Raw genomic sequence first — 16,679 nt, forward strand, 5'->3', positions numbered from 1 at the left:
TGTGTTTCGGCGTGGAATAAGGACCCCGTTTCAGGGGTGACCGGCGTCCAAAAAGGACCCCTGTAACGCAGGGTTGTCACACTGCCTTCGGTTTCATCGGGGGCATTTGTTTTGGATGTTGGTTGTGGAGACGATTGCGAAGATACGTCGGCTTTCGCTGGTCCAGGGGAAGTCGATCAAGGAGATCTGCCGCGAGTTGAGGATATCGCGGAAGGTTGTCCGGAAGGTGCTGCGGTCGAACGCGACGGAGTTCCGTTACGAGCGTGAGCATCAGCCGATGCCAAAGATCGGCCCCTGGCAGGATCAGCTCGACGGGCTTTTAGGTGGCAATCACGGCAAGGCGGGGCGCGAGCGGCTAACGCTGATCCGAATCTTTGAGGAGCTCCGCGGTCTCGGATACGACGGCAGCTACGACGCGGTTCGCCGATACGCCAAGAGCTGGGCGAAGGCGCAGGGATCAGCGACGGCGGAAGCCTATGTGCCGTTGTTCTTCGCGCCGGGTGAAGCCTACCAGTTCGACTGGAGCCACGAGATCGTCCTCATCAATGGCGTGACTGTGACCGTGAAGGTTGCCCATGTCCGGCTTTGCCACAGCCGCATGATGTTCGTCAGAGCCTATCCGCGCGAGACGCAGGAGATGGTGTTCGACGCGCACGACCGGGCCTTCGCCTTCTTTGGCGGCACCTGCACGCGCGGCATCTACGACAACATGAAGACGGCGGTTGAGACGGTATTCGTCGGCAAGGACCGGCAATACAATCGCCGCTTCCTGCAGATGTGCAGCCATTATCTGGTGCAGCCGGTCGCCTGCACGCCGGCGTCGGGCTGGGAGAAGGGTCAAGTCGAGAACCAGGTCGGGCTGGTGCGCGAGCGCTTCTTCACGCCGCGGCTGCGCTTCAAATCCTATGAGGAACTCAACGCCTGGCTGCTCGACAAATGCATCGCCTACACCAAGACGCACCGTCATATCGATCAGCCGGAGCGCACGATCTGGGAGGTGTTCGAGGAGGAGCGCGGCAAACTTGTCGAGTATCGCGGCCCCTTCGACGGCTTCCACACGGTCCCCGCCTCGGTATCGAAGACCTGCACGGTGCGCTTCGACAACAACAAATACTCGGTGCTGTCGACTGCCGTGGGCCGACCGGTCGAGATCCAGGCCTATGCCAGCAGGATCGTCATCCGGCAGGATGGCGTTGTCGTCGCCGAACACGCCCGTTCGTTCGGGCGCGGTGAGACCATTTACGATCCCTGGCACTATGTCCCCGTGCTCGCCCGCAAGCCCGGCGCATTGCGCAATGGCGCGCCGTTCCAGGACTGGGTTCTGCCCTCGGCGATGGAGCGGACCCGGCGCCGACTGAAGTCCTCGGATGACGGTGATCGCCAGATGGTGGCGATCCTGGCTGCGGTGTTGACCGACGGGATCGATGCCGTGGAGGCCGCCTGCCAAGAGGCGCTCGACCAGAACGTCTGCTCGTCAGCTGTCATCATCAACATTCTGGCGCGGCGGCGCGATCCGGCGCCAGCCATCACCATTCTCACCCCGGACGCTCTTCGCCTGCGCCATGAGCCGCAGGCCGACTGTGCCCGCTACGACAGCCTCAGGAGGGCAAGCTGATGGAACGCACGCAGGTTCTGGATCTGATGGGAACGTTGAAGCTCTACGGCATGCGCAGTGCCTATGACGAGGTTATGGCGACCGGCATCAAGCGCCAGCACGAGCCGCCGAGGATCGTCGGCGATCTGCTGTCGGCCGAGATCGCCGAGAAGCAGGCGCGCTCCATCAAATACCAGCTCACCGTCGCAAAGCTGCCGATCGCCAAGGACATCGAGGAGTTCGACTTCGACGGCACGCCGGTCAACGAGGTGCTGGTCAGGGACCTTGCCAACGGCACCTTCGTCGCCGACCAGCGTAACGCCGTTCTCATCGGCGGCACCGGAACCGGCAAGTCACATCTGGCGATTGCCCTTGCCCGATCCCTCATCCGCAACGGGACGCGCGGTCGCTTCTTCAATGTCGTTGATCTCGTCAACCGGCTCGAGACCGAGCACCGCGGTGGCAAGCAGGGCCGTATCGCTGACTACCTGACCCGATTGGACTTCGTCGTCCTCGACGAACTCGGCTATCTGCCCTTCGCGCAAGCCGGCGGGCAGTTGCTCTTCCACCTGATCAGCAGGCTCTACGAGCGCACCTCGATCATCGTCACCACCAATCTGGCGTTCGGCGAATGGCCCGCTGTCTTCGGCGACGCCAAGATGACGACGGCGCTGCTCGACCGGCTCACCCATCACTGCGAGATCATCGAGACCGGAAACGAATCCTGGCGATTCAAGAACCGCGCCTGATCACCCCATAACGCCGATCCGCGCTCGCCGGCCTGCGCAACCCAGACCAGCTTCGCCCGGCGAGCGCTAACCGTGGTGCCCTACAGGGGTCCCTTTTGCGCGCCGATCCAGGGTCCCCATTCCAGGCCGATTGACATCGAAACCTTGAAAGCAAAGAGACAGCCTGATGACTGGGTTGGTCGACCTTCGTTGGAACGCGAAAAGCCAGCGTTGAATAGCATTGCTCAACACGCGCTGGCACCGGCGGTCGGCTTCGCATTTCAAGGTCAGGGGCCTTTTTTTCCGTAAGAATTCAGCCGCACCAAGGGCTCGCCATTCTCACTGTACCCAACGACATCGCGCTTCAAACCCGCAAAATCACCGATTTCACGACAGCATCAGAAATGGTCGGTCCATTGAGCTATGGACGCTCGCTCCAGCAAGGTACACTTCACCTTGTGAAGGCGTTTGGGCTTTCGATCGGCTCTCTTAGCGAGTTGCGCTATCGACCATGCCCTCATCTCACGATGCTGCAGCTCCATCGTTGTGGGTTGAGGGCGTAGATGACGAGACAGTTCATCGTCGTCATACCCGACGACAGAAAGGTCGCGAGGGAAGCTCAAACCGGCTTTCCTGGCAGCGATGAAACAACCCATGGCCATTTTATCGTTCCGGCAAAAGATGGCGGTTAGCGGATTTTCGAGCGCAAGCAGTCGCTTCGTCGCTTCATAGCCCGAAGTTGGCGTCCAGTTCCCGTCAACAACCAGGCCGCCATCATACGCAATACCGGCTTCAGTCAACGCTTCCCGGTAGCCTGCAACACGGTCCTGGGCCGCGTAGATGCCGGTTACCTGCTGGTGCTTAGACTGGTGCAAATGCGCTTCCCTTTCCAGCGTCGATCGACATTGAATTCCTGCCATGGACTTCGCAGACTGTTCGCCCCCGGTCCGCTGACGGTCCGGCCCGATCTGATGGACTCAACGCGTGTCGGGCTGGTTCCTTGATGCAAAAGCCCACCATCGACCAGACCGTGGACCTATCTTAAGATAACAGGCAGAAAGTTGGAAAATTTCCGGAAATCCCAATCAATCTGGATACTTCTCAGGGCTTGCTGGGGCGCGCAGCAAAATCGGGACTCTCAACATAACAATCAAACACTGAAGCCTCACTGCTTTTTCAAAACAAGGGAACGGAGGGGTCCACTCTGATGCCTGCCGCCTTGACGGCAACGAGGAAGGCGGATCGAGCACCTTCCACACTCGCCTCCCCGGCTCCCGCCTTGGCGCATCTGTTCATCGCGTCGACCCATTGCAGGCTGTCATTGGGCGCCCAGTTGTCGAAAAGAAAATCCGACGCATCGGATACAGTCGAGACGAGGTAAAATTTCGAAGGGAGGCCAGCATAAATAACTATTGGCGTTCGAAAGGACTGATTTTCCATAAAATACTGTACGCCCGACCGGGCAAAACGCAAAGCTGCGATCATCATCGTTTTCCTGTTCAAGGGCATCCGAAAAATAATCCTCGCTACTTCCTTCGGACGGCCTTAAGAGCGGGAATGGAAAATCCAAAATTTGAAAGTCCAATCACCGTCCGTATCGATCCTGCGGGCGGCAGCAAAATCCTTGCGGACGTCTCGGCCTGCACGAGTTTCCTGCTTCGAGAGTGGCCTGGTAAGCGGGGCGACAAGCATCGAGCAGCACTCCAGGCCTGTTCTGATGCGAACGATGGCAAGAAATCTGCTGAAGGCGCGAGACGCGCGTTCATCCTTGCCGCGCGAGAAGCCGGCATCTTGATCAATTCATGAATTGATCAGTTGTCCAGTCATGCGACGCGACCACCGGATGTCTTGCCTGCTATCCGGAAGTCTGTTTGTCGAGCGGACATCACGCTATCTCCGAGAGGGCGCTGTTTTTTGCGGCCCGCCCTGGATGACGTCGAGTTCGTGCGAGCTCGTCCCGTGACCAATGCCCGAGCGGCTGTTTTCATAAGTGATCGGTTTTGGATATTCTTGTGCAGACCTTGAACCGAATGAAGCGCATGGTAAGCCATCGGCGCGAGATGATCAGGGCAGCGTCGGCTGTGAGCGAAAATCATGCTTCCGCCCTATACCAGGGAGGAAGCAATGGCAGACCAACCCTCCATCAGCGGCTTGTCCTATGCGGATGATGTCACGGTTCTCACGAGTATCTATGATACTCTCGATGTCGAACATCGCATTCTTCGCGGCGACCTTACTCCAGAGGAACTGGTGAGGGCGACAATAGACCTGCTTTCGCAAGGGGTATTTGATCAAGCAGATCTCCAGGAACACCTCTGGCTTTATCTGCAACGAAGATTGGCTATCAACTGACTGCCTCCATCCTCGGACAGGCGCCGGGGAACAACCTTTGGATCGTTCCTGCGCTTCATGCTGGTGCACCACAAGCGAGGGCTATTAAAAGCCGAGGCCCCGCATCCAAATGGCACAGAACAACGGATGGTATTGGAACCTGTTCCAGTCGAAAAGGCGTCTACGAGACTTCCCGTTGGAGCCTAACCTTCCCCTGCGGAAAGGGTTCGAACATCAAGGAACGGTCGAGTGGCCAATTTCCTTTTCGAGAAGACACGCGCGTAGCGTAGCCATCACCAGAGCTATCGCCGCACAGGAGTGGTCCGCGACGACGGGCACAAGACGGAGGGGACTGTCCTCAACCACATACGCCCGCCGGCGGCCTGCGAAAGGATGATTTCCCCACTGCCATCCCGGAAGCAGTTGCTCGGTCAGGGCAACAGCTGCGTCGAGTGACGCGGTGTAGGCCGGAGGGGAACGGTATGAAGTATGAACGATCTTTCCGATCTTCCTGTGCCTCAACTGACAAACCCATAATTGTTCCCAGTCGGAAAAATACTTTTCGATTGCGGAATCCAGTTCTGGGCTGGGACCTTTCAGCCGCTGGCAGTCCGAGATCAGGCCAGTCAAACCGGTCATGCGCATCCTCTTGGATATACCGCGTCGATCACCGGAATTTTCGCAACGTCCACGACCATCAACTGGATTCTTTAGATCAGGCCTTCTCTCCGGCCTACCAGTTGATGCTATCAAAGAAGATGTAACCCAGATAACCACCCACACCGAACACCATGACCACAGCAAGGGTGGCCAGTATCTGATCCGCGGGGCGCACTGTTTTTGTCATCGCTGGAGCATCCATTTGGATCCGGCGCATCGCTGTGTCCGGCATGTCGGGTTCAAAAGAAGCCGGCCGCTTATCCGCACCGGCTGACGGTCGACGAGCAATCTACTCCTTTGCCTGCGTGTCGTGTGGAACGCGAAAATTTCTGCTTTCGATATCGACGATTGCGCCGCAGTTCCTGCATTCCATCTGCGTGTGTGTTTTCACCCAGCCAACGTTTTTCTTCGTCTCGTGACGACAATCCGGGCAGAGCACGCCGATTTCGTTGTTGTCCAACGATTGGTCAGTCACGACTCGGGTCTCATGAGCGGCAGCTGGGTTTAAGGTTTCCGAAGCAGACGGTGAGGTCCAGACCATCGCGCGCAACTGAAAGGCTGCGCTGTTCCTGGTCAGGTAGGTGAAAAGCATGACACCCTTATCGGCAAGGTAACCTCACCCCACCTTCACGATAAAATTCACCATGCGCCCAATTATTCCGAAAGTCTATCTGAAAATATTATTTCCAGCCGTTCCCACAAATTTCGACAACATCGCACAAATTCGAATTTAACATTATGATATAATTCAGTTTTGTTAAAGAACAAAATCACAATCAGGTAAAAATTTCAGAATACTCAAACACCCGACCCTAGCGTGAACGGCCGGAAAAATCGGCGGAAGTAAGAACATAGAGAGGCCGGCGATTGCGAGAATAAATAATGCGCGCGACATCTTCAATTGAAGCCCGAGCTTCGTCGAAAGCTGCAAGACACACCGCTTCCGATGGCGTTCTTGCGGCGGTCAAACCGTTTGATTTGGTGAGCGCTGCGGCCTCGATCAGGAATGGCACTTGCATCATGCCGTCATAGCCGGAAAAGCGTATCGCGCCGCGCATTTCATCGAAGCTGCGGCTTTGGTTTGGAAATTCGAGCGTCATGGGTGGATCGCCTCGGACCCGGTTGGGCCGCGAAATTTCGGGCCATTGCGCCCTCTGCGAAGCTCTTCGTTGCGCCTGTTCAGGAATATCATGAGCTCGGTTGCGCCTAGCTGGCTGAGGCCGCTTGTCGAGTGACCGCAGATACGGGCGGGAGAACCGCTGAAGACGTGGTCGACGGTCCAGGATCCATCCATTTCCACGCGGCGGCCATAGTGATGGTCCATAGAGTCGAGACAGAGCGCCTCGCTTGCGTCGCTCCACGCCCTCGCGGCAAGGAGTGTTCGTCTGGTTTTGGTGACATGTTCATTCATCGCTGGTCTTTCTTCAACACGCCCGGCAGCGGCGCGTGTGTTGTTCGACCTCGACGGGACATGGCCACGCACATCGACCGCGAGTGAAAGTGCATGCGCGATGTCGGCGGCATCGCCAGGCCGACGCCGGCTACGCGAAGCCAAAAAGAGTGCAGTAGGATATGAATATGACCGCGGCGGTGAATGTCACCATGGTCAGGAAGTAACCGTGGCGAAGGACCGATCGGGTGTGGATCGAAATATTGGTTCTCATGGTAGATATCCGTTCATATTTTGAACAATGCCGGAACCTGGCCCCTCCCCAGGCCGCATGAAGCATCTGGGCATCTGCGGTATCGAAGGCTTGGGCAGCGCCCCGTAGCATCGGATTCGCGATCTTTGACGAAGACCAAGTGGATTCGATGAGGTAGCGGGCTAAATCAGCTGATGCCGGTTCCTTGTCTCTAACGCGCGGCGCAGCGTCCCGACGGTATCGTTGTCAATGCGCCGATGAAATTTTGAACGCGGGAGAACCATGACCGGCTGATCGCGGAGCGGATCCGACTGATCCTCGGATAGGCTCCCGAAGCTTCGCAGGAGCCGGGAGAGGACATTTCTGCTCATCGACTGGACAGATGAGATGTAGGTTGGGGGCGTGTCGATGGAAGACATGGTGTCCTCCTTTTGTTGGGGCTAGGGCACGATGGCCGCCCTCAATCGGCAGCGCCCTTGAGATGGCCGCCGACAAGATCACCCTATACGATCAGACCGGCGAAAGCGAGGACAATCGCACCAAGCAAACCATGTATCTCGAAGCGAGGTCCAAATTATTCCTGGGTTTTCTGATCGCTGACGGCATCAGACCAGCCTCGATAGGCACGTCTAATTTTAATATTCTCGCATCATCCTTGCAATCTTCTGGTAGCCGGCCTAAGTAATAGCCATCGATCTTGCCTGTTTAGCTTGTTTTTGCGCTTTCTAGCGCTGAATCGATCTTCCTCTCAATTTCGAAAGACTGAGGCGCCTGGCATGATGCCGGGTGGCTAATTTCTATGGCAATTGAAAGGAATATCTTGATGGCTTACGTGTTTGTCCACGTGACGGCCGTGGAGCGCGCAGGTATGCGCGGCTTGGCCGAGGGACAGAAGTTGAGCTTTGACGTGGTCGCCGACCGCAAGACGGGCAAAAGCTCGGCTGAAAATCTGCAAGCGATCTAAACCAGAACAGTCGTTTCTGGCCTTTGACCACGGATGTACTGGCATCGGCTATCGAGATGACTTTGAGGAAGGTCGGGCTTGCCCGGCCTTTTTCGTTGATGGAAACTGATCATGAAAAACATGCCTGACAGTGTCTTCAAACCCAAACCCAATTCCTCCGAGCTCAAGAGTGACCTGACCAGCAGAGCCGCTCGCGAAATCCTCGAAGGCGAGAAAGCAGCGCGCGAGGCCAAGACTGAACGTCTGCGTCAAGCGAGGCTTGCGCAAGAGACAATCGAGGCTGCGAAAACGCCAGCAAAACCGGCAACGGCCGGCCGAAAACGCCGTGCGGCACGCGCTTGAACAGTCTGGACTGGAAGCGCTTCGCCTCATGCGTTGCGCAAGGAGAATTCAGAAATCCCTATTACTCCGTGTTCGCTACGGCTTCGCAACAAAGCGAATGCGAACGCTCAGTTCGCCCCACACGGCCGGACGACAAAGTGACCGCAGGCCTGCTCGCCACTCGCTAGTGCAGGAGACACGCGCCAAAGTCGGAATCATTCCAACCACCGGCAACAGGGTCGCGTTTTCTGCAAGAGGGTCTATGGTGCATGCTCACGGTTCGCCGCTCTGGCAGCCGCAACGTCCGTTCCTCGCAACGGACCAGCAAGGGAGAAGCAGTGCAGGTACTCGTACGCGACAACAATGTCGAACAAGCGCTTAGGGTGTTGAAAAAGAAGATGCAGCGCGAAGGCGTCTTCCGCGAGATGAAGGCCCGAAGGGCGTACGAGAAACCCTCTGAAAGAAAGATCCGCCAGCGGGCCGAAGCCGTCAGAAGAGCACATAAGCTGGCTAGGAAGCGAGCCCAGAAAGAAGGGCTTTTACCTCCGTCAAACAGAAAGGCTCCGCTGGCGCGCCGGCCCACGTCCGGTGCCGAACGAACCGGCGAAGGTTGGGCAAAGCCCTAGGAGTTTTTGCGTTTGGCGGCATGCCTCCAGTCAACAATGGTCTGGCACCGCCCTGCAATCGCTGAAGTCAAATCCAGTGACCAGCGTAACAGATGCCGGACGGTGACTTCATCCGGATATCCTTAAGGATCAGCGACCATGGATGTTCGCACGATACGAAAAAGTGTCCGATTTTCTTCCGCCTTTCTCCTTTATGGCTTCGACCTTCCCCAGCCTGCCGGCGAATATGTGATCGAATATGACGAGCAGCAGATCGAGGAAAGGCCTGCCGGCTACCAGCGTGTGGCGAGCTTTCTCCACCTCCCGGCCGTCGCGGCGGCAAGCTCATCAACGCAGTTGGTACCGATCGACCCTGACGAACTTGAAATGGCACTGTCAAAGGATCGAGGGGAAGGATGACCGCTTCATCTCATCGCCCACGCGGGCGCCAGCCCGACGCAGCGGCTCACATGTTTTCGGTTGGACAGTTGGTCCGCATCAAGTCGCAGTTCGGCGTCTTTCCCAAAACGTCGGAACTGTATCGCATCACGGGCACGCTGCCAGCCAAGGACAATTCTCCGCAGTATCGCATTCGCAGTGACAACGAACGTCACGAACGAATGGCCACGCAAGACAGCCTGCAGGCTGTCGCCCCACCGCTCGGCGGAAATGACGCGACCCTCGCTGAAAGGACATTTGGCCATGGCCAAGGGACAGAAACGCGGCAATCGCGAGCACCGAAAACCGAAGCTGGAGAAGGTCCTGGCGAGAACTGAGGCTTCTTGGCGAGCCTCGCAAGCACCAAACCGGAGCACGGGAACGGTTGACGGAGCGTGAAAAATTCCGTCCCGGAGCGGCGTGTCAGATCGGGCGCACTTCAGATCAGATCGATCCGGCCCGGTGGATGGCCAAGTGTGGCAATGCGTCAAGTGTGGATTTGAACCCGTGGTGTCTGACCGTGAAGGGCCCGCAATGACCAATGTCGTCACGCTGCACGCCGAAAAGCGCTGGAAAGCCATCATAGAGTATCGCACCGAGGAAGGGGCCCGGAGCATCGAACACTATTTCGAAGAAATATCCGACCTCCACCTCATCGTCGAGCACGGGCCTGATTGGAACTTTCTGATCCGATGCACGGTCACCCTCAACCGTCCCGATGACGGGGAAGAACAGAACAGTGTTACCAAGGCCCTTCGCGAGGATCGCTCCCACTAGATTTCGTGGATCGGCTGCGTCCATTGACGGATGCGGAGGCGATCCTTGCTTTGCGACTACCGTCTGATCCCGTGATGGACGCAGGAGGGCGCAACCGCCGCAACTTGCGGTCAAAAACGGATCGCTTCGCGCGGACCTCTGATGTGGCCGAAATCGCTAGACAGGCAAGCGCTATGTCAGCGAAATTTGAGTACGTTCGGTCGCTCCACAACTCCGAGGCGTAAGCTCGCGACAGATGACATCCACGCGCAGTCTCAAAACGCGGCCTGATGTTGCGGGTTCGACCGGACAAATGTCGCCCTTCGCGTGCGCAGTCTGCATGCGTGCAGAGAGCGTAGGTGCTGACGCTCTCGATCTTGTGGACGGGGTGCCCTCGGCAATCAGACGATCCAGCGCCCGGTAGACCTGCAACGGCGCGTGTACTCCTACCTCGCGTGGACGTCGCAGAAGCTCATAGGCACCTAGCGGCCAAGCTTGACGGCAGCCATATCGCGTTGTTGATGCATGCCGTCCCTGTGAAGGGCCTGCACGCTTTGGGCCAACCCAAGTCAAAAAGTAAGGACCCGCTCGCCAACGGAGCGGGTCCTGTTACCTGAAGCGGAACCCGATACATGGCCGCGTGGACAATCTCGACGATGCTCGGTTTTCACAGGGCGAGTTCAATGGCTTAGCTCCGCAACGGAGCTTTCGTTTCTGCTGTCGGCCGAAAGGCGTACCCCGACTGGGGAATGCTCCCATAGCCATTCAGAGAGTATCCTATAGCTAGCGCTGATAATTCCTGGCAGCGTATAGGCTGGTGCGCTGTGACACCTCCTCGGTGCGTCGGCCGTTCTCGCTGCAGACAAACGGACGGGCAGCGTCGCTATGCGGCTATGGATGCGTTGCCGTTTGCATCCGACGATTTTCGATCGAGGTATTCCCTCAGGGATTCGATGATCTCGCGTTCATCAAAAACGCCCTGGGCAAACAAGTCCATCGCAGCCTTGGCTAAGTCTTCGGCAGCAGGGCTGCCAGCGCGATAGCCTCGTTCGGTGCACAGATCGTCGTAGATGTGTTTAAGAGTCTCCATATCGCCCGGATAAACGATGCCGCTCCTGGACGAGTGTTGAACGGCCATACCTACCTCCTCAGGGTATGTTCGATCATTCACGGGAATGGTGGTCGCAACCACCGTTAGGTCAGCGCAATACAGAAGGCGCTGGAAGGTTCCGAAAATGTGAACTCATGAACGCAACAAGACCCGCCCAGCCGAAGCTGAGCGGGCCTTTAATCAAAGATTGAGAAGGATTTAGCGGCACGACGCCGGGAAATAGGTGCAGATCCACCGCGCAACTTGAAAATTTGAACCAGGTTTGTAGGCAGAAAACGCTTCACCTGCCGACAATACGAGCACCAAGGCTGACATAGCGGCCACCATCAACGATTTCATTCCAACCTCCTGTTTGAAGAATACGGCGGTGAGAATGCCGCAATGGAGGGAGCCATGAAATACGGCAGATGCTGTAGATCGTTCCGGTTGCAGAGCAATATGGTTAGCGACCGCTGAACGACAAAAGAGCCCGCACAGAAGCTGTGCGGGCGTTACCTGAGACACGCAAGCCAACAGACAGGCGCGGCGTGCGCGTATCGGCACTATGTGGCGAGAAAGTGCTTACGGCGGTCGACTACGCTTGTCGTCGACGACTAACTGGACGCTCGCCGTGAGCGCCGCCACAGCATTGCTCAACCCGACAAGCGAATCCGACATGCGATCCAGCCGGTTGAGCGTTGCCGACTGAACTCCTTGTTGGAGGTGGCCGCTTCAGCTTGCTTTGTCTCCACAGCGGTTAGCCGGGTCGAAAGAGCTACCGTGGCCGTTGATGCATCCGAAGCCGAAGATTGCGCGCTGGAGGCCACCGTCTGGGCCGCCTGGATCTGGTTGGTTAGATCCTGCTTCATGCTGTTGAGAGCGGTTGCCTGCTGGCTCGAATAGAGTTGCACAACTGCATAGATCACCGGCAACGCGATCACCATCGACATACGCGCCACGGCTGTCACGATCACGCTGTTCACAATCTTGTCGGAGAGGTTCGCCATGTCGTCGCCTTCCTGTTTCAATGCCCTATGCCCCTGTCCTGTTATTTCCAGCAGCCGCGCCGAGCGCCGAACTGGTTATGCGCCGCCACCTGATTGGAGAACGGCCGATCATTCCTGAGGATGTAGACGCTGGTCTCAAGGCTTGGCGTCAGCTTCTCGGAGCCGGCGCACGCATTCGTCAGCTTGGTCGACTGACAGCCCGAAATCGCGACACAGATCGACAGCATCAGCAGTAGAGATCGAAGCATTGATTTCAACCCTGTCATGGAGAGCTTTGACGGTGGCCTCCAGCGCTGTCACAGCGGCCTGCTGGCGGCCTTCGCGCTTGCCGTAGAGGTATGCGTATGCGGGGCCGAAGGCGACGAGCGCACCCAGCGCCGCCCCTGCACCGATCTGGAGCCAGTTGAACATCACCCCTCCACCGCGGTTCGAATGGCGTTCACGCGATGCACGATCCAAGGGCCGATGACGAGCGCGACAAGGCAGCCAATCATCGCGATACCGGCGAACAGCGCGACAGTCTGCCAGGACCAGCCAGCAATGGCCGTGAGTACCGTCCCGACGGTGCCCAGGCCGACACCGGACCAGCCCCAGCCGTTGGTCTGCTTCTTCACGGCCTTGTCGACGGCGACGGGCACCACGGGAGTTTCGACGGTGACCGGCACCTTCTCGACAACCTTCGGCTGGCCCTGCGCATGGCGCTTGGCGACCTCAGCCAAGGCGGACTTGACCATCGAAACGGAGACGCCGGCGTGCTGGCCCTCGTAGTGTCCCTTGCCGTTCGGCTTCGGGATCGAGACCCATTCCATTGCTAGGTTGGCGATCAGGGTATCCAGCTTCAGCCGGCCGGCCACTTGTCGATGCTGCGCTGGCCGAGGAGATAGCAGGCCAGCCGATCCTGCATCTCGGCGTCGAACTTCTCGCGGCCGGTGAGATCGAGCTGCTGGCGCATGGTGCGGAGCGTGGTGCGAATGATCTGGTAGCGGCCTAGCGCCGAAGACTTCAGCTTGTTCTTGGGATGCCGCAGCATCTTGGTCTGAAGCGCGTCGATCTGGTCGAGCGTCATGCTGACGAGATCCACATCGCCGCCGGTATAGGCGCCGTAGTTCAGCGTCTCGTTGTAGCCGTCGCCCTTGTCCGTGCCTTCGCTCTTGCCGATCAGGTCGAGAACCGGGCGGTAGACAGCATAGCGGTCGCCCGCTCCCGTAAGTGCGTTCGTCATAGTCTTTTCCCTTGTGATGTGATGAAGTTCCGCCCTTAACGGGAGGGTGAGATGATCAAAACGACCGAAGGTATCGAGCAAGCCATACAGAGGGTTGAAATAAGCCGTCTCGTCGAATTGCTGGTGAATGCAGGGGCCGTTAGCCAGACAGCTGCCATAGAGTTTTTTTCGGGGCTCGCCGAAATTGTGCGCGATGCGAAGGTCGCGCCAAGCCTCCGCCGATATGCGGACCAAAAGGCCCTCCATTACGAGGACATGGCGAACCTGATGCGCGGTGGGTCGCTTCCACCTCGCGATCCCATGTGACGGCTTCGACTGCCGTTCGTCATGGATTGTCCTTTCGAATGGGGTTTACCCGTTTTAGGGATGTGCAATTTTTTGCCGAAAGAGGTCAGAACCGACCCGTCGGGAGGCAAAGTTGGACGAAAAACCGATCAGCACCGGGATGTCGCTCGCTATTCTGGCGACATTGTTGTCCGTAGTGGTCGTGGCTGTGATAGTGCTCAAAGCAGCTCAGCCGCTGATTTCGCTGACGAGCTAGCTCGACAAGAATTTTAACTCTTTTGGGGGATGAAAAAGCAGACGGCTTGGGGTCTATCGCGTGGCGAAAGAGACTTGCCGTGCTTGAACTGCTTATCCAGATCGGCCCGCTGTTTGCGGTGCTCGCACTTCTAAGCGTCGCCTAAGGTAAGCTACGAGGCTGCCGGCCAGAGCGCGTCGGCGGTGATGTCTTCGGGCATTGGGTCCATCGCTTTGATGGTCCACGACGCGTCGTAGAGAGCGGACACATAGGCCGCCGACTGCTGCCATAGCGAAAGCAGTTGCGGCGGCGTTAGTTCATGTGTGCCGCTGCGGTCATGAGTGCGCTCATGGCTCGTACTCCACGAAGATTGCCCTGAACTGGCGGATGCTCGCTGTATTGCCCGTGTAGATGGTCCAGAAGAACGGAGAGACCGACCACGACAAAGGCAAGTCGCTGCGCCTATGAGCCGGCGTGAGAATACGAAACATACTCAGCTGCGAGCGTGCGATCTCGCCAGCGAGGCCCCCGCCGTTGAAACTTAACAGCTGCTCTGGTGCGTTTTCCACGGCGAGAAAATCGACCCCATTGTAATAGTAGAGTTCCGTCGCCCTGCCGGCACCTCCGGTCCGCTGATTTTCAACGGATGCCGTCATGAAGACCGCGCAGTTGCTCGTAGTGCTACCAACAGAGGATGTGTGTCAGCGAGACCGAGAATTGCGGTGTGGTCGAGGTCGTTGAAAACAGATTGCCGTTGCCGAGTAGATCCCTTGCGGTCCGCACCACCGTGGGTCGCTGTAGAGCTTGCGATATTGCTGGGCTCCCACACTCCGTGTGTGACTACGCTGCTTGTCAGCGAGCGGCATCTTTGATCCCGGGTCCGTTCAAGCTGTGAAGACCACCTTCGGGGGCGCTATCACAAAAACTGCCTGACTGCCTCGATTTACATGTCGCCTTGCCGTTTGCCTGCGCCTGGGCGAAGCTTTTATGACAAAAGCGGAATTCATTTGCTTTGCGTCGTCAAAGAGCATCCACTGGGTTATCGTCAGCATTCGCTTTGGCAAGCTGAGACAGAGAGACATATCGCGCTCCCGCCCACGGAGGAGACGATATGCCACGATACTTTTTCCATGTTCTTGACGGGCGCGCGGTAATCGACGCCACCGGCCTTGTCCTCGACAACGACACAGAAGCTCGGGTCGAAGCCCTACGTGGGGCCGGGGAAATGCTGAATGATGAAGGCATGAACCTATGGCTTGGCAATAGGTGGTCGATGTCCGTTGCAGACGAAGATGGATATGTCCTGTTCAATCTGAGATTTTCGGTTGACCAGCCAATAAGGCGCCCCATTCTCGTATCGTGACGGCGCGCTGACGAGATGAGCAGACCCTCGCAAGCTTCTGCCGAGTTGCTCTCGCATCTCACCCGCCGTCTTGCTCTTTGCCAGCGCCTGGGAGAAGCTCTCATGACGGGGCATTGGGGAGGAGTGGATATGCGAGATTTGGCTTTTCTACTGGACGCTGTCGACAGAAAGGCCGACGCCGAGCTCATGTTAAAGCGGGACGTAGCATTTGGTGGCATTGATCATACTGATCAAAATAGATTGGCACCACATAAGGGATGCTGTCTTTCGCGCAGGCCAAGCGGCTCGTCTATGAGGCGAGCGGTGTTGCCGTAGCCCTTTCAGTCGGATCGCACACTTTGCCCCTTCTCATGATGGGCGATGGAGGCGATCTATTAGCGAGAGCGACCGCAGCGAGCCTGCATAGCTTGCTGGCCAAAAGGGACCGAGCCCAGTCGGCCAGTGCGGTTGGTCGTGACGACTATCCGAATGTCGGAGATTCAGACAAGCGCCTTTTTCGCAGCAGTTGCCTCAATCCTCCCAGCCAGACGGCCATTATCAGGATGAGCCCGCTGACCATGCCCTGCCAGAAGGAGGAGACGCCGCTCAGCGTCAGGCCGTTCTGGACGACACCGAGGAACAGCACACCGATCATGGTGCCGAAAACACCGCCCTCGCCGCCGGTGAAAACCGTTCCGCCGATGAGCACGGTCGCCAGCACGGTTAGAAGAAGCGTGGGGTCGACTTCGGCCGACGCGGATGTGAGGCGCCCGACCTACACGACGCTTCCAAGTCCCGCCATGAGGCCGACAATGACGAAGACGGCGAGCATGACCTTCCTGATGTCAATGCCGTTCAGCCGCGCTGCCTCTGGGTTGGCCCCGATGGCATAGAGCGCTCTGCCGAAGGAGGTATATCGCAAGATGCCCCCGGCGAGCAGCAGCAGAACCAGATCGAAAACGAGCATCTTCGGAAATGGCCCGATGCTGCCGTTGACGAAAGTGTTGATCGGCTTGAAACCCGCCGTCGAAAAGACGCTGACGCTGGCCCCGTCATTGATGATGAGAGCGAAGCTCTGGAACACGGACAGCGTGCCCAGGGTAACGACGAAAAAGGAGATCTTGAAGTAGGAGACAAGCGTACCGTTGACCGCGCCGAGAAGGGCGCCGAACAGGACCGCGGCGACGACGGCAAGCGGTGCCGACACGCCAGCCAACAGCAGCAACCCCAGCACCATTGCCGAGGCTGCGGTCGCGCTCGCAACCGACAGATCGACGGCGCCGGAGATGACCACATAGGTCGCGCCCAGCGCCAGGATGAACACGACGCTGTTCGACTTGACGATGTTCATCAGATTGGGCCACGTCAGGAACACTGGCTGTGTCATGGCCAGGAAAGCGCCAACAAGGACAAGGCTGATCAGTGCGCCGGCATATCTGTTCTGGAAGATCCGGCTGA

At 57.8% G+C, this 16,679-nt stretch carries 25 protein-coding genes and 1 pseudogene; 12 read left to right on the forward strand and 14 right to left on the reverse strand.

All coding sequences use genetic code 11. The features are described from left to right. Nucleotides 1-115: 115 nt before the first annotated feature. Nucleotides 116-1,682, forward strand: a pseudogene (istA, locus tag AO692_RS02915) (IS21 family transposase). Then, nucleotides 1,615-2,343, forward strand: coding sequence for an IS21-like element helper ATPase IstB (gene istB / locus AO692_RS02920; protein ID WP_054308547.1), 729 nt, complete (start codon nucleotides 1,615-1,617; stop codon nucleotides 2,341-2,343). Before istA ends, istB begins: the two are co-directional and overlap by 68 nt. 377 nt (nucleotides 2,344-2,720) lie before the next feature. On the opposite strand, the gene AO692_RS02925 is transcribed toward istB, so the two are convergent. Next, nucleotides 2,721-3,242 (reverse strand): substrate-binding domain-containing protein, encoded by a 522-nt coding sequence (locus AO692_RS02925; RefSeq protein ID WP_082407189.1) that lies wholly within the window; start codon nucleotides 3,240-3,242, stop codon nucleotides 2,721-2,723. A 256-nt stretch (nucleotides 3,243-3,498) separates the two neighbouring features. Next, complete coding sequence (locus tag AO692_RS02930) at nucleotides 3,499-3,807, reverse strand: DUF982 domain-containing protein (RefSeq protein WP_244483235.1); 309 nt, start codon at nucleotides 3,805-3,807, stop codon at nucleotides 3,499-3,501. Nucleotides 3,808-3,879: 72 nt separating this feature from the next. Between AO692_RS02930 and AO692_RS02935 the strand changes: the two genes are divergently transcribed. After that, nucleotides 3,880-4,128 carry a DUF982 domain-containing protein gene (locus tag AO692_RS02935; RefSeq protein WP_054308549.1) on the forward strand — a complete coding sequence of 83 codons (249 nt, stop codon included), beginning with the start codon at nucleotides 3,880-3,882 and terminating at the stop codon, nucleotides 4,126-4,128. A 318-nt stretch (nucleotides 4,129-4,446) separates the two neighbouring features. Further along, the gene (locus AO692_RS32630) at nucleotides 4,447-4,674 is read left to right on the forward strand and encodes a hypothetical protein (protein ID WP_152979691.1); all 228 of its coding nucleotides are present in this window, start codon (nucleotides 4,447-4,449) and stop codon (nucleotides 4,672-4,674) included. A gap of 213 nt (nucleotides 4,675-4,887) precedes the next feature. Here AO692_RS32630 and AO692_RS02945 read toward each other — a convergent pair whose 3' ends face one another. From AO692_RS02945 to AO692_RS02955, 4 genes are all read right to left on the reverse strand, one after another. After that, nucleotides 4,888-5,292, reverse strand: coding sequence for a hypothetical protein (locus tag AO692_RS02945; RefSeq protein WP_152979692.1), 405 nt, complete (start codon nucleotides 5,290-5,292; stop codon nucleotides 4,888-4,890). A gap of 94 nt (nucleotides 5,293-5,386) precedes the next feature. Continuing rightward, nucleotides 5,387-5,545 (reverse strand): hypothetical protein, encoded by a 159-nt coding sequence (locus tag AO692_RS33075; protein WP_161808033.1) that lies wholly within the window; start codon nucleotides 5,543-5,545, stop codon nucleotides 5,387-5,389. Nucleotides 5,546-5,602: 57 nt separating this feature from the next. Further along, nucleotides 5,603-5,905, reverse strand: coding sequence for a hypothetical protein (locus tag AO692_RS02950; RefSeq protein ID WP_054308552.1), 303 nt, complete (start codon nucleotides 5,903-5,905; stop codon nucleotides 5,603-5,605). Between the two features lie 220 nt (nucleotides 5,906-6,125). Continuing rightward, nucleotides 6,126-6,413 carry a DUF1488 domain-containing protein gene (locus AO692_RS02955; RefSeq protein ID WP_054308553.1) on the reverse strand — a complete coding sequence of 96 codons (288 nt, stop codon included), beginning with the start codon at nucleotides 6,411-6,413 and terminating at the stop codon, nucleotides 6,126-6,128. A gap of 1,342 nt (nucleotides 6,414-7,755) precedes the next feature. Here AO692_RS02955 and AO692_RS32125 point away from each other — a divergent pair. The 6 genes from AO692_RS32125 to AO692_RS02995 all read left to right on the forward strand — a co-directional run bounded on the left by AO692_RS32125 (nucleotide 7,756) and on the right by AO692_RS02995 (nucleotide 10,061). Next, complete coding sequence (locus tag AO692_RS32125; protein ID WP_082407190.1) at nucleotides 7,756-7,920, forward strand: cold shock domain-containing protein; 165 nt, start codon at nucleotides 7,756-7,758, stop codon at nucleotides 7,918-7,920. A gap of 111 nt (nucleotides 7,921-8,031) precedes the next feature. Then, complete coding sequence (locus AO692_RS33590; RefSeq protein ID WP_054308557.1) at nucleotides 8,032-8,262, forward strand: hypothetical protein; 231 nt, start codon at nucleotides 8,032-8,034, stop codon at nucleotides 8,260-8,262. A gap of 317 nt (nucleotides 8,263-8,579) precedes the next feature. Further along, nucleotides 8,580-8,867, forward strand: a complete 288-nt coding sequence (gene rpsU / locus AO692_RS02980; RefSeq protein WP_054308558.1) for a 30S ribosomal protein S21 — start codon at nucleotides 8,580-8,582, stop codon at nucleotides 8,865-8,867. Nucleotides 8,868-9,005: 138 nt separating this feature from the next. Next, nucleotides 9,006-9,266, forward strand: coding sequence for a hypothetical protein (locus AO692_RS02985; RefSeq protein WP_054308559.1), 261 nt, complete (start codon nucleotides 9,006-9,008; stop codon nucleotides 9,264-9,266). Then, on the forward strand, nucleotides 9,263-9,622 hold the full coding sequence (locus AO692_RS33910) for a hypothetical protein (RefSeq protein WP_054308560.1): 360 nt from the start codon (nucleotides 9,263-9,265) through the stop codon (nucleotides 9,620-9,622). Before AO692_RS02985 ends, AO692_RS33910 begins: the two co-directional genes overlap by 4 nt. A gap of 196 nt (nucleotides 9,623-9,818) precedes the next feature. Further along, complete coding sequence (locus AO692_RS02995) at nucleotides 9,819-10,061, forward strand: hypothetical protein (RefSeq protein WP_054308561.1); 243 nt, start codon at nucleotides 9,819-9,821, stop codon at nucleotides 10,059-10,061. An 862-nt stretch (nucleotides 10,062-10,923) separates the two neighbouring features. Here the strand turns inward: AO692_RS02995 and AO692_RS03000 are convergent. The 5 genes from AO692_RS03000 to AO692_RS33600 all read right to left on the reverse strand — a co-directional run bounded on the left by AO692_RS03000 (nucleotide 10,924) and on the right by AO692_RS33600 (nucleotide 13,359). Then, on the reverse strand, nucleotides 10,924-11,178 hold the full coding sequence (locus AO692_RS03000; RefSeq protein WP_054308562.1) for a hypothetical protein: 255 nt from the start codon (nucleotides 11,176-11,178) through the stop codon (nucleotides 10,924-10,926). Nucleotides 11,179-11,783: 605 nt separating this feature from the next. Continuing rightward, the gene (locus tag AO692_RS03005; protein WP_152979693.1) at nucleotides 11,784-12,137 is read right to left on the reverse strand and encodes a hypothetical protein; all 354 of its coding nucleotides are present in this window, start codon (nucleotides 12,135-12,137) and stop codon (nucleotides 11,784-11,786) included. Nucleotides 12,138-12,272: 135 nt separating this feature from the next. After that, entirely contained in the window at nucleotides 12,273-12,548 is a 276-nt protein-coding gene (locus AO692_RS33080; RefSeq protein ID WP_054308564.1) for a hypothetical protein, read from the reverse strand. Beyond that, entirely contained in the window at nucleotides 12,548-12,991 is a 444-nt protein-coding gene (locus AO692_RS33595) for a hypothetical protein (RefSeq protein ID WP_244483236.1), read from the reverse strand. The genes AO692_RS33080 and AO692_RS33595 overlap by 1 nt, the downstream gene beginning before the upstream one ends. Beyond that, nucleotides 12,976-13,359: a hypothetical protein gene (locus AO692_RS33600; RefSeq protein ID WP_244483237.1), complete on the reverse strand. Its 384-nt coding sequence runs from the start codon at nucleotides 13,357-13,359 to the stop codon at nucleotides 12,976-12,978. The genes AO692_RS33595 and AO692_RS33600 overlap by 16 nt, the downstream gene beginning before the upstream one ends. 51 nt (nucleotides 13,360-13,410) lie before the next feature. Between AO692_RS33600 and AO692_RS03020 the strand changes: the two genes are divergently transcribed. Further along, nucleotides 13,411-13,665 carry a hypothetical protein gene (locus AO692_RS03020; protein ID WP_054308565.1) on the forward strand — a complete coding sequence of 85 codons (255 nt, stop codon included), beginning with the start codon at nucleotides 13,411-13,413 and terminating at the stop codon, nucleotides 13,663-13,665. A gap of 112 nt (nucleotides 13,666-13,777) precedes the next feature. Next, complete coding sequence (locus AO692_RS33850) at nucleotides 13,778-13,900, forward strand: hypothetical protein (protein WP_280138570.1); 123 nt, start codon at nucleotides 13,778-13,780, stop codon at nucleotides 13,898-13,900. 326 nt (nucleotides 13,901-14,226) lie between these two features. Here AO692_RS33850 and AO692_RS03025 read toward each other — a convergent pair whose 3' ends face one another. The 3 genes from AO692_RS03025 to AO692_RS03040 all read right to left on the reverse strand — a co-directional run. After that, complete coding sequence (locus AO692_RS03025) at nucleotides 14,227-14,535, reverse strand: hypothetical protein (RefSeq protein WP_054308566.1); 309 nt, start codon at nucleotides 14,533-14,535, stop codon at nucleotides 14,227-14,229. Between the two features lie 1,167 nt (nucleotides 14,536-15,702). Continuing rightward, a complete protein-coding gene (locus AO692_RS33490) occupies nucleotides 15,703-15,942 on the reverse strand; it encodes a hypothetical protein (RefSeq protein WP_054308568.1) in 240 nt (79 codons plus the stop codon). A gap of 54 nt (nucleotides 15,943-15,996) precedes the next feature. Then, nucleotides 15,997-16,679, reverse strand: a 683-nt coding sequence (locus AO692_RS03040; protein WP_200911701.1) for an ABC transporter permease, incomplete at its 5' end; no start/stop codon positions are given.

The organism is Mesorhizobium sp. 1M-11 (assembly GCF_001303895.1).
Taxonomy (GTDB): domain Bacteria; phylum Pseudomonadota; class Alphaproteobacteria; order Rhizobiales; family Rhizobiaceae; genus Mesorhizobium.

Bases quoted from the DNA above. Each gene is read 5' to 3' on its own strand.
- AO692_RS33600 (WP_244483237.1), bottom strand. From the start codon at position 13,359: ATGACGAACGCACTTACGGGAGCGGGCGACCGCTATGCTGTCTACCGC.
- AO692_RS03000 (WP_054308562.1), bottom strand. From the start codon at position 11,178: ATGGCCGTTCAACACTCGTCCAGGAGCGGCATCGTTTATCCGGGCGAT.
- AO692_RS02935 (WP_054308549.1), top strand. From the start codon at position 3,880: ATGGAAAATCCAAAATTTGAAAGTCCAATCACCGTCCGTATCGATCCT.
- AO692_RS33080 (WP_054308564.1), bottom strand. From the start codon at position 12,548: ATGTTCAACTGGCTCCAGATCGGTGCAGGGGCGGCGCTGGGTGCGCTC.
- AO692_RS32125 (WP_082407190.1), top strand. From the start codon at position 7,756: ATGGCAATTGAAAGGAATATCTTGATGGCTTACGTGTTTGTCCACGTG.
- AO692_RS02955 (WP_054308553.1), bottom strand. From the start codon at position 6,413: ATGACGCTCGAATTTCCAAACCAAAGCCGCAGCTTCGATGAAATGCGC.
- AO692_RS02945 (WP_152979692.1), bottom strand. From the start codon at position 5,292: ATGACCGGTTTGACTGGCCTGATCTCGGACTGCCAGCGGCTGAAAGGT.
- AO692_RS02930 (WP_244483235.1), bottom strand. From the start codon at position 3,807: ATGATCGCAGCTTTGCGTTTTGCCCGGTCGGGCGTACAGTATTTTATG.
- AO692_RS03005 (WP_152979693.1), bottom strand. From the start codon at position 12,137: ATGGCGAACCTCTCCGACAAGATTGTGAACAGCGTGATCGTGACAGCC.
- AO692_RS02950 (WP_054308552.1), bottom strand. From the start codon at position 5,905: ATGCTTTTCACCTACCTGACCAGGAACAGCGCAGCCTTTCAGTTGCGC.
- AO692_RS02985 (WP_054308559.1), top strand. From the start codon at position 9,006: ATGGATGTTCGCACGATACGAAAAAGTGTCCGATTTTCTTCCGCCTTT.
- AO692_RS33910 (WP_054308560.1), top strand. From the start codon at position 9,263: ATGACCGCTTCATCTCATCGCCCACGCGGGCGCCAGCCCGACGCAGCG.
- AO692_RS03025 (WP_054308566.1), bottom strand. From the start codon at position 14,535: ATGACGGCATCCGTTGAAAATCAGCGGACCGGAGGTGCCGGCAGGGCG.
- AO692_RS32630 (WP_152979691.1), top strand. From the start codon at position 4,447: ATGGCAGACCAACCCTCCATCAGCGGCTTGTCCTATGCGGATGATGTC.
- AO692_RS02925 (WP_082407189.1), bottom strand. From the start codon at position 3,242: ATGGCAGGAATTCAATGTCGATCGACGCTGGAAAGGGAAGCGCATTTG.
- AO692_RS02995 (WP_054308561.1), top strand. From the start codon at position 9,819: ATGACCAATGTCGTCACGCTGCACGCCGAAAAGCGCTGGAAAGCCATC.
- AO692_RS33075 (WP_161808033.1), bottom strand. From the start codon at position 5,545: ATGCCGGACACAGCGATGCGCCGGATCCAAATGGATGCTCCAGCGATG.
- istB (WP_054308547.1), top strand. From the start codon at position 1,615: ATGGAACGCACGCAGGTTCTGGATCTGATGGGAACGTTGAAGCTCTAC.
- AO692_RS03020 (WP_054308565.1), top strand. From the start codon at position 13,411: ATGATCAAAACGACCGAAGGTATCGAGCAAGCCATACAGAGGGTTGAA.
- AO692_RS33590 (WP_054308557.1), top strand. From the start codon at position 8,032: ATGAAAAACATGCCTGACAGTGTCTTCAAACCCAAACCCAATTCCTCC.